Source organism: Streptomyces sp. NPDC060064, assembly GCF_042736455.1.
Taxonomy (GTDB): Bacteria; Actinomycetota; Actinomycetes; order Streptomycetales; family Streptomycetaceae; genus Streptomyces.
This window is the reverse complement of record NZ_JBHWWF010000004.1, coordinates 49,020-62,669: the sequence shown is the minus strand read 5'-3', so window position 1 is coordinate 62,669 and position 13,650 is coordinate 49,020. Positions and strand designations below refer to the sequence as shown.

The window sequence follows — 13,650 nt, the reverse complement described above, 5'->3', positions numbered from 1 at the left end:
GTGCGCGGTGTGGAAGCCGCGCACGACGTGGGTCGGGCCGGGCCGGACGGGACGAACGGCCGACCCGGCGGGGAACGTCATCCGGCGCTGTCGGCCTGCGGGCACGGATCCCTCCCGGGGCCACGCATCGGCATACCTGAGGACGGTCACCCCTCGACAGCCGCACGCTACCGATATCGCAGAGCTTACGCCACCGATCCGCTAAATCAGTTGTTTCTGCATCTTTATTCAACTGAATCCATTGTCCAGATCTCGGCCACGGAGATGCGGATAGGCCACGGGAGGCCGAAATGATCCTGGTACTCGCTGGGCGACCCTCCGCGAACGCCCAGCCGCCAGAATGAAGTCATGAGCGACGCCGACCTGGGCAGCTGCCTGCGCGCCTGGCGCGACCGCCTGCCACCCGCCGAAGTCGGCCTGCCGGCCGGCCCGCGCCGGCGCGCGCCCGGGCTGCGCCGCCAGGAGCTCGCCACCCTGGCCGGGCTCTCGGTCGAGTACCTGGCCCGGCTCGAACAGGGCCGCGCAGGACGGCCCTCGACCTCCGTTCTCGGGCCGCTGGCACGTGCTCTGCGGCTGACCAAGGAGGAACGCGACCACCTCTACCGGCTGGCCGGACACTCGTCGCCCGCGCCCGGGGTCGCGTCCGCGCACATCACGCCGGGGCTGCAGCGGATCATCGACCGGCTGAACGATGCCGCGGTGGTGGCGGTCGACCGCGCCTGGAGCGTGGTCCTGGCCAACCCGCTGGCGATCACACTCCTCGGCGACGACGCGACAGGCGAGGACGGTGAGCGCAACATCCTGCGCCGCCACTTCACCGGGCGGCCCTCGCGGGTGATCCGTACACCCGCCGAAGCCGCGAACTTCGAGGCGTACGCCGTCGCCGACCTGCGCGCGAGCCTCGGGCGGTTCCCCGCCGACCCGTACCTGCTCGGGCTCATCGACGAACTGCAGTCGGCCAGCCCGCGCTTCACGGAACTCTGGGCACGGACCGACGTCGCCGCGAGCACCTCGCAGCTGAAGCGAGTCGAGCACCCCGAAGTAGGGCGGCTGACGCTCGACTGCGATGTGCTGGAGGCCACGGGTTCGGCACTCCGCCTGGTCATCTACACCGCCGCGCCGGGCACACCCGACCACCAAGCCCTGACACTGCTCTGCGCCGTCGGCCCGCAGACCTTCGGGTGACATGGGCGCCCGTGCCATAGCCGTTGGATGGCGGGATCGATGATCAGTCCGGCCCAAGTCCGGGCTCCCCGCATCGAATTGGGACACCGGTGTTGGCGGCGCAGACCTGAGTGATACTCGAGAGCCGAAAGCCGTTATGAAATCGCAGGTTTGAGCAAGGTTTCCCGTACTCCGGCAAGGCAAGCAGGGAAGGCATGAGCAATCCCCATGAACCCGTGCCCGTAAATGAAACCTACAACCCCTATGACCGTAACCGGGATGCCTATGGGCGTAGTCGGGACGGCGCCGGAGCAAACCGGGCAGCCTTGGTCATCCACACGATCGCGGACATAGCTGCTGGCTTTCTTGGCCTGTGGATTCTGCTGTACCTGCTCGACGCCAACCAAGGGAATGTCTTCGTCGGCTTTGTGCACGGCATGGCGGACTGGCTCGCCGGCTGGTCCCAGGACATCTTCACCATGGAGACCGAAGGTCTGCGGGTTTTCCTCAATTACGGCCTGCCCGCCGTTATTTACCTTCTACTCGGCCATGGGATCGCTGCGCGGGTACGCCGCCTCTGACCGAATTCGGGTCGAGCGCGGCATGTATGTCGTGAGGTCCGTGATCAAACCATGCAGGATGACGCGGACCTCACCATGAACGGCACGCCTCTCATCCCGGCATTCGTAACGACATGTCCGGGAGTACGAGGCACAACCGTCAGTAAATCTTTGCAGCAGCATCACAAGGGCTGCGCGCCACCTTCGACGGGTGCCAGTAGCGTTACTGGCCTCTCGATCCCGCGTGCGAACTGAAAAACAGGTCGCCGGCGTCCCTGGCGGCGCAGTCAGCACAGAAAGATCGCAGATGGACTACTGCTCCGCATGCCGCCGCACTCTCAATGGGGCACTCGTGTGCCCAGGGTGCGGCGCATACGCTCCGGACATCGCCCCGCCTGCCCATCGCCTCCACAGCGCGTTCGCCCCTACCGCAACGACGAGGCAGGCATGGCGCGCGGAGGAGGTCCCCGCTCCGGGGTCCTACCTCGGCACTCATCACTCGGATGCCGCGCCGATCGGCAGCGACGTATCCGAAGACGCGGTGGCGGATGCGTCGGGCACTGATGCGTCCAGCGGCTTCGACGGGGCGGCCTCCACCGGGCAGGGCCGGGCGGCTCGGCGTCGGCAGCTGGCACGTTGGAAGAAGAACCGGCGTCGGGCCGTGGCCGCAACGGCCGTTGCCCTTGTCGGTGGCGGCCTGACCGTTGCCGCGCTGCCGACCACCAGGCCTTCCACCAGCCACACACACGCGGCCTCACCGCCGGAGCCGGTGACCGCGGACATGCGGACAGCGACCGCCGACTCGTCGTTGGAGCAACCGGACACCCCGGTTTCGCGGCATCCCAGCAATCGCCCACCCACGACGACCGACCGGCAGCACAGCACCACCGTCGCCACGCCTCCCACGGCGACGACAAGCCGGCAGCAGAACTCCGCCGCCACGGCCCGCCCCCTCGCCGCTCCGAGCGCAACGCCGCACATCACAGCCGAGTCGGCCACGAGGGCGACGCACGTGGGCAAGGTCGGCGCCCCGGCCCCGGAGACGCCCGCGCCCGCGTCCACCGAACGCCCCGGCGCAGACACACCGGCTGCGACCCCTCCGCCGTCGACGTCGCCGGGCGATCCGACATCACCGACGCAGGTGTGTCTGGTCGTTCTGTGCATCGGCTGACCGCTCGGTGACCATCACCGCCGACATCAACTCGCGCTGACGGAAACGCGGCTCGTCCACCCGCGGCTGCGCGGCCGAGCGCTGCCGACACATGCCGCGGAGCAGCGCGTCGCGAACTACACACCGTGTGTGGGCTTCCAGGCGACCGGCCAGGTGTCGCTCAGCCCGGATTCGCGCCCTGGCCGTCATGCGCGGCATCCGCCTGGAGCGCGGCCTGCGCGATGTTGCGGGCCATGCCGCCGAACACGACCGCGTGGAACGGCGACACGCTCCACCAGTAGACATGCCCGAGCAGACCGTGCGGATGGAACAGCGCCCGCTGCCGGTAGCGGGCCCGGCCCTGCTCGTCCCGGTCGGAGTACATCTCCAGCCAGGCGAGCCCCGGCAGCCGCATCTCGGCACGCAACCGCAGCAGCCGGCCCGGTTCGATCTCCTCCACACGCCAGAAGTCCAGCGAGTCCCCCACCCGCAGCCGTGCGGCGTCCCGGCGGCCGCGGCGGAGTCCGGCGCCTCCGACCAGCCGGTCGAGCCAGCCCCGTACCGCCCAGGCGAGCGGGAAGGAGTACCAGCCGTTGTCACCGCCGATCCCCTCGATGACCTGCCACAGTGCCGTCGGTGAGGCATCGACGGCGAGCGAGCGTCGGTCGATGTAGAGGCTGCCCCCGGCCCAGTCCGGGTCCGAGGGCAGGGGGTCGCTCGGAGCGCCGGGCAGTGAGGCGGAGGACCAGCGGGTGGTGACCTGAGCGTCGCGTACGCGCCGCAGGGCCAGGGTGAGGGCCTGGTCGAAGCCGATCGGTGCACCAGGCGGATCGGGTACGTACTGGGCGATCTCGTGTTCGCGGCAGACGACCTCGTGCCGCAGCGACTCGGTCAGCGGCCGGGCGAGGGAGGCGGGAACGGGGGTGACCAGGCCGATCCACAGGCCGGAGAGACGGGGTGTCAGCATCGGTACGCGCAGAATGAAGCGGCGGGGCAGGCGGGCCACCACCGCGTACCGCCGCATCATCTGCTCGTATGTCACGACGTCGGGTCCGCCGATGTCGAACACGCGGTTCACCTCGTCGGGCATCCGGGCACTACCCACCAGATACCGCAGCACGTCCCGGACGGCGATCGGCTGGATGCGGGTGCTGACCCAGCTCGGTGTGACCATGACCGGCAGCCGCTCGGTGAGGTAGCGCAGCATCTCGAAGGACGCCGAACCGGAGCCGATGATCACCGCGGCGCGGAGCACGGTCGCCGGCACAGCCGAGCGGAGGAAGATCTCGCCGACCTCGGCGCGGGAGCGCAGATGGGGTGACAGTTCGCGCTCCGGAACATCGGCCGGGGTCAGCCCGCCCAGGTAGACGATGCGCCGTACGCCCGCGGCGCGGGCCCGCTCGGCGAACACCCGGGCGGCCGTCCGGTCGGTCTCCTCGAAGTCGTCACCGGCCCGCAGTGCGTGCACGAGGTAATAGGCGACATCGATACCGCGCAGCGCGTCGCCGACCGAATCCGGATCGGTCACATCCCCGCGTACCACCTCGGCCCGTCCTGCCCAGGCGTGGTCGCGCAGCTTGTCCGGAGACCGGGCCATGCACCGTACGCGGTACCCGGCATCCAGCAATTCGGGCACCAGCCGGCCTCCGATGTACCCCGTCGCGCCGGTCACCAGACAGTGCGGGCTCCGGGTGTCCCGGCTGCTCATGGGGGCCTCCGATCCGCGGGGGTGCACCAATGCCACTCTCGCCCCTGTCGACGGATTCCGCTCCCCGGCTGCGGTTGCCGCCCTCCATGGGCACGCCGGTGAGGCGGTCGCCACGGGCGCCGTGGAAAATACTGGCTGATCGTCAGACGGGCTCCCTGAGAACGTCTTTCGGCCGAACCCATGGCAATACGCGAACGGTGGAATCAACTGTGGCAATGGTCGGGCTGTTCCGGGTCACCGAGGATGCGATCCACCTCGGTGCACCACCCGGCGAGTCGGCGCGCCCCGCCGAACGCGAGGCTGTTCTCCAGCAGTGGGCGCAGTCCTGATGGCGGGCCTGTCACTGCGGCCCGTTCCCATCTGTGTGCTCAGCGGCTCGGCTCCGCCGCTGGCCCGGCACGGGCACGATCCGGCCGCCTTCGTCGAGATCGGATCCCTGACCAAGGTCCTCACCGGCACCCTGCTGATACGGATGGTCCGGGCCGGCCTGCTCGGCCTGGACGACGCGGTGGAGCAATGGCTCCCGACACCGCCCGGATCGGGAATCACGCTCGGGAAGCTGGCAGACCACACGTCGGGCCTGCCACGGCTGCCACCCGGCCTCAACGGCCGCGATCCCTACGCCGCCTTCGACGAGAACGCGCTCCGGACCGTCCTCGGCCGACTCGGGGAGATCGTCGTGAGGCAACCGGGACAGGAAGAGGAGTACTCCAACCTCGGCTACGCCGTGCTCGGTGCGGCCCTGGTGTCCGCGGCCGGGCGGCCGTACGAGGAATTGGTGCGGGAGCATGTGCTCACACCGCTGGGGGTGGACGAGGTCACCGCGCATCCGCCCGCCGACCGACTGCTGGGCGCGCGGAACCTGTTCGGCAGGGAACGCGCCCGGTGGACCATGGACGGGCCGATCCTGCCCGCAGGCGGGTTGTGGGCCACGCCTCGAGCGCTGGCGACCGTGGTCACCCGACTGCTGCTCGAGCGCTCTCTGGGCGAACCGGCGCCGTCCTGGCAGTCGGCGGGGCCACTGTTGTGGCACAACGGGGCGACCCGCGATGCGTCGGCCTTCACCGGAGTGCTCCCGCAGACGGGGAACTGGGTGCTCGTCCACCGGCTCGGCGGATCGCCGGGCCGCACCGACAAGATCGGACTCGGCCTGCTCGCCGCCGCCCGGAACGCGGCGTGACAGGGGGCCGGGAGCGACCGGCGCCGTTCCCCGTGACCTAGGGGTTCTGCGGCGGGAAGTGTGCGGTGGCGACGACGGAACCGTCGGGGGCCGTCAGCCGGGCGCCGGACACCGCCGCGGGGTCCACGGCGGCCGGGGCGGCCCAGTAGCCGTAGCCGTCCTTGAGTGCGAACGAGCCGACCGGAACCGTGTGGCCGTCGGAGAGTACGAGCCGGCAGTTGACCGTTCCCACGCCACCCTCCAGGTCGACGGCCATGTACACCCAGCCCGGCGAACCCGGGTAGGCGAATATCCGGCCCACTTCGTGGTCGTCCGCGACGAGGGACGCCTGCAGGAGAGCCTGGTTCGCCTGGACCGTTTCCGAGGCGGGGGCGACGGAGTGGTCGACGGCCGTGCCGATGGCCCAGCCGCCGAAGCCGACGGCGATCGCCAGGGCAGCCGCGGCGGCTGCGACACGCAGGCGCGACCACAGGCGCCGGGGCGCCGCCGGCCGGGACGGGTTCAGCCGGTTCGCGACGCGGGTCTCGAAGCCGACCGGCGGCTCACTGCCCGGAAGCAGACCGAGCAGGCCGTCCCCGACGAGGGTCAGCTGCTCGATTTGTTCCCGACAGCCGGGACAGCGGTCCAGGTGTGCGACCGCCTCGGCCCGCTCCCGGGCCGGCAGAACGCCCAGCGCCAGCTCGGGGGCGAGCTCCTCCAGCCGATCGCAGGTCATGCAGTTCATGATCGGCTCCCCTCAGCCTCCAGGGTCACCCGCAGCTTGCCCATCGCCGTTCTGATCCGGGTCTTGGCCGTGCCCAGCGGAATCCGCTCGAATTCGGCGATCTGCTGGCCGGTCATCCCGTAGATCCCCGCCATCACCAGGGCGCGGGCCTGATCCCGCGGCAGAGCCGCCACCGCCGTCCGTAGCCTGACGGACGTCTCGTCGGCGAGCGCCCGCTGCTCAGGGGTGTCGGTCACGATGTCGAGAAGCGCGTCCAGGTCTTCGGGCGCGACAGGACTGGCTCTGCGCGCCCGCACCGTGTCGATCGCCAGATTGTGCGCGATCGTCGTCAGCCAGGTCTTCACGGACCCGCGACGGGAGTCGTAGATCTGGGCGTGCCGCCACGCCCGCTCGAACGTCTGCTGCGCGATGTCCTCGGCAAGCTGGAGATCGCCGACAACCACGATGGCGACGCCGAAGACCGTGCGCTGGAAGCGGCGCACAAACGCAACGGCGATCTCCGGATCGCCCGTCGCCAGTCCGGACAGCAGTGCCTCGTCCGACGCGTGGTCGAGAGGGAGGCCCATTCTCCTCATACCAGGGGATACGGTCGGCCTCCCCGAAGGGATTGCTCCGTCTCCGCGGGAAATCACCCTCCTATTCTCCTCCTCCGTTCGCCCAAGGCGTCCGTGGTCCGACCGCCAATCCCTCGGCGCGGTTCATCCGTAACACCCTGCACGACGGAACTTCCAGCGAGGGCCGAGCCATGACAAGGACACTCACCCGGAACCGTGTGGTGCTGGGGCTGGCAGCCGGAGCGCTGGCGGGCGTGCTCGCGGGCTGCGCAGGTGGAAACGGAAGTGGGAACGGAGGCGGCTCGACGACTTCCACACCCCCGAAGAAGAGCGTCGAACCAGCAGTGACGCAGGTGAAAGCGGACCTGATCGACTTCCACATCGCACTGTCACAGAAAACGTTCAAGCCGGGCGCCTACGCCTTCGTCGCCAAGAACAGCGGCCATCACGACCACGCCCTGGAGATCGAAGGCCCCGCCGGAGAGCACCGCACCAAGACCCTCGCTCCCGGAGCTTCCGAGACGCTCGAGGTGACCTTGAAGTCCGGCACCTACGAGATCTACTGCCCCGTCGACGGGCACAAGGACCTGGGCATGAAGACGGAGATCACCGTGGGTGGTACCGATGCGCCCGTGAACACGACCCCGCCGAAGAGCAATGGCTACTGAGCGTGCCGGTGTCGCAGTCACTCTGCGACGGGGCAGAGCTGCGCCGTCGGACAGCTGGCTAACCTTCTCTGATGACCACCGAGTTGACCCTGCTGTCGCGGGTCTCCTGCCGCGACCAGGAGATCACCGCGCCCAGGCTGCGCGGCCTGCTCGCCCTCCTCGCGGGCGAGCTGCGCACAGGATGCAGCACCGCGCTCCTGGTGGACGGGCTCTGGCCGGACGGGCAACCGGAGAATCCGACCAAGGCGCTGCAGATCCTTGTCTCGCGCGCCCGGGCACGCCTCGGCTCCGACGTGATCGCCAGCACCCCCACCGGCTACCGCCTCGCGCTGGGCGAGGACCAGGTGGACAGTTCCGCCGTCCTTCTCCGCGCCGCCGCGGGCGCGGAGCGCTCCCGGGCCGGGGACCACGCGGCGGCGCTCGCGCACGCCGAGGCGGGGCTTGCGCTGTGGGACGGCGGTGGCGGTGGTGTGTTCCATGAGGACGCCCTACCCGACGACCCGGTGTCCGCGCTGCGTGCGGAGCGGGCCCCGACGTATCGGTCGCTCATGCGGGTCCGCGCCCTGGCCCTCGCGCGGCTCGGCCGCCGGGCCGAGGCGGTGGAGCCGCTCACCGGCCTGGTCCGCGAGCTGCCGCGGGACGAGGAGGTGCTGCTCGAGCTGTTGCGTTGCGAGGCGGCCACTGCGGGGCCGTCCGCCGCTCTGGCGACATACGACGGCTATCGCCGAACGCTGGGCGACGAGCTCGGCACCGACCCGGGGCCCGCGCTGCAGGCCGTGCACCAGGAGCTGTTGCGGGGTGAGGCGCCCGCGGTCCGCCGTGGGGTGCCGCACGAGCCCAACCCGCTGCTCGGCCGCGACGCCGACATCGCCGCGGTGGCCGAGCTGCTGCGCATGTCCCGGGTCACCTCGATCGTCGGGGCGGGCGGCCTGGGCAAGACCCGGCTCGCGCATGTGGTGAGCCGCGAGGCGGAGCAGCGGGAGGTGCATCTCGTCGCGCTCGCCGGTCTCACCAGCGACGACGACGTGGCAGGAGAGGTCGCTTCCGTCCTCGGCGTCGGTGAGTCGCTGCGCACTCCGGTGCGCCACTTCGCCATCCCGACGGACGTCCTCACCGGCATCGTGGGCGCCCTCGGTCCCGGTCCCGCGCTCCTGGTTCTCGACAACTGTGAGCATGTCATCCGCGGCGTGGCAGAGCTGGTGCAGGCCCTGGTGTCGATGACCCGCGATCTGCGGGTGCTCACCACCAGCCGGGCCCCACTCGGCATCTCCTCCGAATCGGTGTATCTGCTGCCGGAGTTGAACCTGCCGACGACCGTCGAGCTGTTCGAGCAGCGGGCGCGGGCCGCCCGCCCCGGTGTCGAGCTGCCCGCCGGGACGGTGGCCGAACTCTGCCGCCAGCTGGACGGGCTGCCACTGGCCGCGGAGCTGGCGGCGGCGCGGGTACGGGTCATGTCGGTCGGCGACATCGCCCGTAAGCTCGAGGACCGGTTCGCCCTGCTGCGGGGCGGGGCACGGGACTCACCACAGCGCCACCGCACTCTGCACGCCGTCGTCGACTGGAGCTGGAACCTCCTGGACCCGGCCGGGCGGGCGGCGCTGCGCGCGCTGTCGGTCTTTCCCAGCGGCTTCACGGCGGACGCGGCCGAGCAACTGCTCGGTGCCGACGAGCTGTTCGGCGGCCCGCCCGGCGGCAGTGACGTCCCGCAGGTGCTTGAGGACCTGGTCGACCAGTCCCTGCTCAAGGTCACCGACACCGCGTCCGGCATACGCTTCGGAATGCTGGAGACCGTACGTGAATTCAGTACGGCCCGTCGGGCGGAGGCCGGCGAGGACGGCCAGGTGACCGGGCAATTCATGGCGTGGGCGAGCGACTTCGGGGCGGCCCACCACGATGCGCTGTTCGGGCCCGACCCCTTCGTGTCCTGGGAGCTGATCAGGGCCGAGCAGGACAACCTCGTCCAGGCGCTGCGCCTCGGCCTCGCCCGAAGTGACGGCGCCACGGTCGCGGCGACCACCGCGGTGCTCGGGAGCCTGTGGACCACCGAGGCCAACTACACCCGCCTTGTCCCGCTCACCCAGGACACCGGACCGCTGCTCTCCCACTTCCGGCCCGGGCCCGGCCTCGTCGAGGCCACCCGGACGGCCGCGGTCATGTGCACCGCCAATCTGTTCCTGGGTGTCGGTCCCGGGGCGATACGTCCCCTCGTCACCCTGCGCCGGCTGCCGCCGGCCTCGCCGGACACCCTGATCGGCGCCCTCTCGATCGTGCTGTGCGCCGCACCCGAGCTCCTGGGCCCGGAGCATTCGGCGCTGAACGCGCTGTGCGACAGCGACGAGCCCCTGCTCGCCGGCGTCGCCAACTGCGTCGCCAGCTATGTGTGGGAGAGCCAGTACGACCTGGACCGCGCGCTGACGGCGGCTGACCGGATGCTGAAGGCCTTCGAGGACCGGCGCATCCCGTGGGTGCAGGTCATGGCCCCTTGCCGGATGGCCGAACTGTGTCTGCAGGCCGAGCGGGGAGATGCGGCACTGCCCCACATGAAATCGGCCCTGCACGTCCTCGAGAAGCTCGGGGTGGGGACCGACTCGCTCGGGATCCGCTGGGGAATGGTGCTCGCCAGTCTGCAGACCGGCACGGTCGACGAGGCGGAGCGCCGGCTCGAGCAGATGATGCTCAACCAGCCGCGGGAGACCTCGGACGTGCTCACGCCCGGCCTCGGGGCACGCGCGGAGATCGCGCTCACGCGTGGCGAGACCGAAGCGGGTCTGCGTCTGTGGCGCCGGGCCGTCGATCAGGTGAAGAGCAGCGCAGGCCCGGTGTTCGGCGCCGAACGGGACCTGGAACCCTGGCTCCTGGAGGTCCAGGCCGTCGCTTTGACCGCTCATGCGTGGCACGGCCGGCTCGACCTCGTGGAGGAGATCAACGCCGCGGTGGAGGACGGGCTCGGGGCGCTGCTGACGCGCCGCGACGGCCTGCCGACCCTGGTGAACTTTCCGGTCTGCGGTGCGCTGCTGCTCGCGCTCGGGGCGGTCGACCTCGACCACGGCCGTACGAGGTCGGGGGCGCGGCTTCTCGCCCTGGCAGATCGCTTCCGTCATCTTCGCAACTTCCAGCCCACCATGTCCTCCGCCCGGGCGCGGCAGGCGGCCGAACAGGCCGACAGGGCGGCGTACGCCGACGCCGTGTCGGAGTACGCCGCCCTGGACGGGGACGGACTGCGGGCCGCCGCGCTGACGGCGCTGGAGGAACGGGACACCCCCTAGGAACCCGACACCTCCTGGAGACGTACCGGCAACCGGATCAGATGGAAGCCGTCCGCCGGCCAGTGCCCGAACTCCAGCTCGTCCCGGCCCACGGCGAGCGCGGTGTCCGGCCGCTGGACGAGCAACTGGTCGAAGACCACCGAGGTGACCAGGCGGCCGAGGGCTGCGCCCAGGCGGTAGTGGGTGCCGTGGCCGAAGGCGAGATGACCGCCACCGCGGCCGAACTCCCGTGTGATGTCGAGCCGTTCCGGTGCGTCCCCGTACTCCTGCGGGTCTTGGTTCGCGGCGAGCAGGGCCACCGTCACCGTCTCGCCCTTCTTCAGCGCGGTCCCGGCGAACCCGAGCTGCGGAGGGGTCCCAGCTGCAGGGGAGTTGGGGTTTCGGGTCAGCGGGGGTCGCGGTTGAAGATCTTCTTCGACCAGAGGTAACCGGCCACGGTGATGCCGAGGCACCAGGCGACGGCGATCAGCCCGTTGTTGCCGATCTCCGTGCCCGTCAGCAGGCCGCGCAGGGTCTCGATGACGGTGGTGAACGGCTGGTACTCGGCGAACCAGCGGATCCAGGACGGCATCGAGTCCACCGGTACGAAGGCGCTGCTGATGAAGGGCAGCAGGAACGAGAGCGGAAGCACGGCGTTGCTCGCCGCCTCGGGGTTCGGGCTCTTCAGGCCGAGACCGACCGCAACCCAGGTCAGCGCGAAGTCGATCAGGGTCAGGATGCCGGCCGCGGCCAGCCACTCGACGGGCGTCGCGCTGGACCGGAATCCGATCGCGAGAGCGACACCGACCACCAGGGTCAGGCTGACCACGGTCTGGATCACGCTGCCGACCACATGGCCGACCAGGACGGAGGCGCGGGAGATCGCCATGGTGCGGAAGCGGGCGACGATCCCTTCGGCCATGTCGGTGCAGACGGCCACCGCTGTCGGCGTCGCCCCCGAGCCCACGGTGATCAGCAGGATTCCCGGTACGACATAGGCGATGTACGCGCCGCGGTCCCCGCCGCCGCCGAGCCCATTGCTCAGCGCGCTGCCGAAGACGTACACGAAGAGGAGCAGCATGATGATCGGCATGGCCACGACGCCGATCGTCATGGAGGGGTAGCGCCTGGCGTGCAGCAGATTGCGCCGCAGCATGGTGGCGGAGTCGCGCAGGGCGTACGACGTCGAACTCATCGTGGAACTCATCGGGCTTGCACCTTCTCGTTGTCGGGGCGGCCGGTGACCGCGAAGAACACGTCGTCGAGATCGGGGGTGTGCACGGACAGCTCGTCGACCTCGATCGACGCGGCGTCGAGTACGTCGAGAACGGCGCGCAGTCCGCGTACGCTGCCGTCGTTCGGGACGTTGAGCGTGAGCGCGTCGGCGTCCCGCAGACCCAGGCCAAAGGCACGGGCGGCCGCCTCGAATGCGCTGCCGTCGCCGAACGTCAGCCGGACGTGACCGCCGGGGACAAGGCGCTTGAGCTCCTCCGGAGTGCCCTGAGCGACGAGCTTTCCCTGGTTGAGTACCGCGATCCGGTCCGCGAGCTGGTCGGCCTCCTCCAGGTACTGCGTCGTCAGGAAGACCGTGACGCCGCCGGCCACCAAGTCGCGGATGATCTCCCACATGTTGTGGCGACTGCGCGGGTCGAGCCCGGTGGTCGGCTCGTCGAGGAAGATCACGCTCGGGGCGCCGACCAGGGTCATCGCGATGTCGAGCCGGCGTCGCATACCGCCGGAGTAGGTGGATGCGGGCTTCTTGGCCGCGTCGACCAGATCGAAGCGCTCGAGCAGCTCGGCGGTGAGCCGGCGGCCCTCGCGGCGGCCCAGGTGGTGCAGGTCCGCCATGAGGGTCATGTTCTCCTCGCCGGTGATCATGTTGTCGACCGCGGAGAACTGGCCGGTGACACCGATCGCGGCGCGTACCGCCTGGGGGTCCGTGGCCGGATCGTGCCCGGCAACGCTCAGCCGACCGCTGTCGGCGGTGATCAGTGTGGACAGGATCTGGACCGCGGTGGTCTTGCCGGCGCCGTTGGGACCGAGCAGCGAGAAGATCGTTCCCTTGGCGACGTTCAGATCGATGCCGTCGAGCACGACCTTGTCGCCGTACGACTTGCGCAGCCCGGTTGCCACGATGGCCGGTCGGGTTGGGGTGAGGCGTTGGTTCGAAGTCATGCCGCAGAGCGTGCGAGCAGTGAGCTTCACCGCGGTTTCACTGTGGTTTCAGTCGGCCCGACGCCGGTGAACCGGACGCGCGGCTGCCGTACTGGACACGGCCGGGCTCACCCCGACCTCCGAGGGCACCCGGGTCGCCTCGTCCGGCGGCACGGTCACCTCCGAGGTCCGCGAGATTCGCCTCGGTCCAAGGTCTCCCGCTTCGCGATACAGGCCTCACCAGAGTCAGGCCGCGGCCGCGAGCGCTGAGGGCCACATGAGTGCATCCACTGCGCCGTCCTGTGGAGCGCCGGGTGAGCCTGTTTTGCCGGAGCCGCCCACGTCTATGGATCCTGTTGCTTGATCTCGGTCGATGGCCTTGCTGCCGATGAGTCATGGCCCGGAAGTCGTCCGAAATCGGGCAGTCGGCGATGGCAGAAGACCTGCGGCAGTGCCGATTGAGGCGAGGGAGTGATCAGCGCGATGTCGGTGGAGGTGGTGCAGACGGCGGACCTGTTCACCCACACCATGGTGCGCCCCTGG

General features: G+C 70.2%; 12 protein-coding genes. 6 read left to right on the top strand and 6 right to left on the bottom strand.

The window, feature by feature from the left end:
• Positions 1 to 348: 348 nt before the first annotated feature.
• From ACFWDI_RS06685 to ACFWDI_RS06675, 3 genes are all read left to right on the top strand, one after another.
• Complete coding sequence (locus tag ACFWDI_RS06685; protein ID WP_385301723.1) at positions 349 to 1,185, top strand: helix-turn-helix transcriptional regulator; 837 nt, start codon at positions 349 to 351, stop codon at positions 1,183 to 1,185.
• Between the two features lie 194 nt (positions 1,186 to 1,379).
• Complete coding sequence (locus tag ACFWDI_RS06680) at positions 1,380 to 1,745, top strand: hypothetical protein (protein WP_385301722.1); 366 nt, start codon at positions 1,380 to 1,382, stop codon at positions 1,743 to 1,745.
• 520 nt (positions 1,746 to 2,265) lie between these two features.
• Positions 2,266 to 2,895: a hypothetical protein gene (locus ACFWDI_RS06675; protein ID WP_385301720.1), complete on the top strand. Its 630-nt coding sequence runs from the start codon at positions 2,266 to 2,268 to the stop codon at positions 2,893 to 2,895.
• Between the two features lie 160 nt (positions 2,896 to 3,055).
• Here the strand turns inward: ACFWDI_RS06675 and ACFWDI_RS06670 are convergent, their stop codons facing one another.
• Positions 3,056 to 4,582: an SDR family oxidoreductase gene (locus ACFWDI_RS06670; protein WP_385301718.1), complete on the bottom strand. Its 1,527-nt coding sequence runs from the start codon at positions 4,580 to 4,582 to the stop codon at positions 3,056 to 3,058.
• A gap of 313 nt (positions 4,583 to 4,895) precedes the next feature.
• On the opposite strand from ACFWDI_RS06670, the gene ACFWDI_RS06665 reads away from it, so the two are divergent.
• On the top strand, positions 4,896 to 5,762 hold the full coding sequence (locus ACFWDI_RS06665) for a serine hydrolase domain-containing protein (protein WP_385301717.1): 867 nt from the start codon (positions 4,896 to 4,898) through the stop codon (positions 5,760 to 5,762).
• 37 nt (positions 5,763 to 5,799) lie between these two features.
• On the opposite strand, the gene ACFWDI_RS06660 is transcribed toward ACFWDI_RS06665, so the two are convergent.
• Together ACFWDI_RS06660 and ACFWDI_RS06655 are read right to left on the bottom strand one after the other, a co-directional pair.
• Complete coding sequence (locus ACFWDI_RS06660) at positions 5,800 to 6,477, bottom strand: zf-HC2 domain-containing protein (RefSeq protein ID WP_385301715.1); 678 nt, start codon at positions 6,475 to 6,477, stop codon at positions 5,800 to 5,802.
• 5 nt (positions 6,478 to 6,482) lie between these two features.
• The gene (locus tag ACFWDI_RS06655; RefSeq protein ID WP_327324980.1) at positions 6,483 to 7,061 is read right to left on the bottom strand and encodes a sigma-70 family RNA polymerase sigma factor; all 579 of its coding nucleotides are present in this window, start codon (positions 7,059 to 7,061) and stop codon (positions 6,483 to 6,485) included.
• A 170-nt stretch (positions 7,062 to 7,231) separates the two neighbouring features.
• Here ACFWDI_RS06655 and ACFWDI_RS06650 point away from each other — a divergent pair, with 170 nt between their 5' ends.
• Entirely contained in the window at positions 7,232 to 7,708 is a 477-nt protein-coding gene (locus tag ACFWDI_RS06650) for a copper-binding protein (RefSeq protein WP_385301714.1), read from the top strand.
• 71 nt (positions 7,709 to 7,779) lie between these two features.
• Positions 7,780 to 10,974, top strand: coding sequence for an ATP-binding protein (locus ACFWDI_RS06645; protein ID WP_385301712.1), 3,195 nt, complete (start codon positions 7,780 to 7,782; stop codon positions 10,972 to 10,974).
• Here ACFWDI_RS06645 and ACFWDI_RS06640 read toward each other — a convergent pair.
• From ACFWDI_RS06640 to ACFWDI_RS06630, 3 genes are all read right to left on the bottom strand, one after another.
• On the bottom strand, positions 10,971 to 11,279 hold the full coding sequence (locus ACFWDI_RS06640; RefSeq protein WP_385301711.1) for a hypothetical protein: 309 nt from the start codon (positions 11,277 to 11,279) through the stop codon (positions 10,971 to 10,973). The genes ACFWDI_RS06645 and ACFWDI_RS06640 overlap by 4 nt on opposite strands.
• An 80-nt stretch (positions 11,280 to 11,359) precedes the next feature.
• Positions 11,360 to 12,148: an ABC transporter permease gene (locus tag ACFWDI_RS06635; RefSeq protein WP_385301947.1), complete on the bottom strand. Its 789-nt coding sequence runs from the start codon at positions 12,146 to 12,148 to the stop codon at positions 11,360 to 11,362.
• A gap of 8 nt (positions 12,149 to 12,156) precedes the next feature.
• Positions 12,157 to 13,128: an ATP-binding cassette domain-containing protein gene (locus ACFWDI_RS06630; RefSeq protein WP_385301710.1), complete on the bottom strand. Its 972-nt coding sequence runs from the start codon at positions 13,126 to 13,128 to the stop codon at positions 12,157 to 12,159.
• Positions 13,129 to 13,650: the final 522 nt, after the last annotated feature.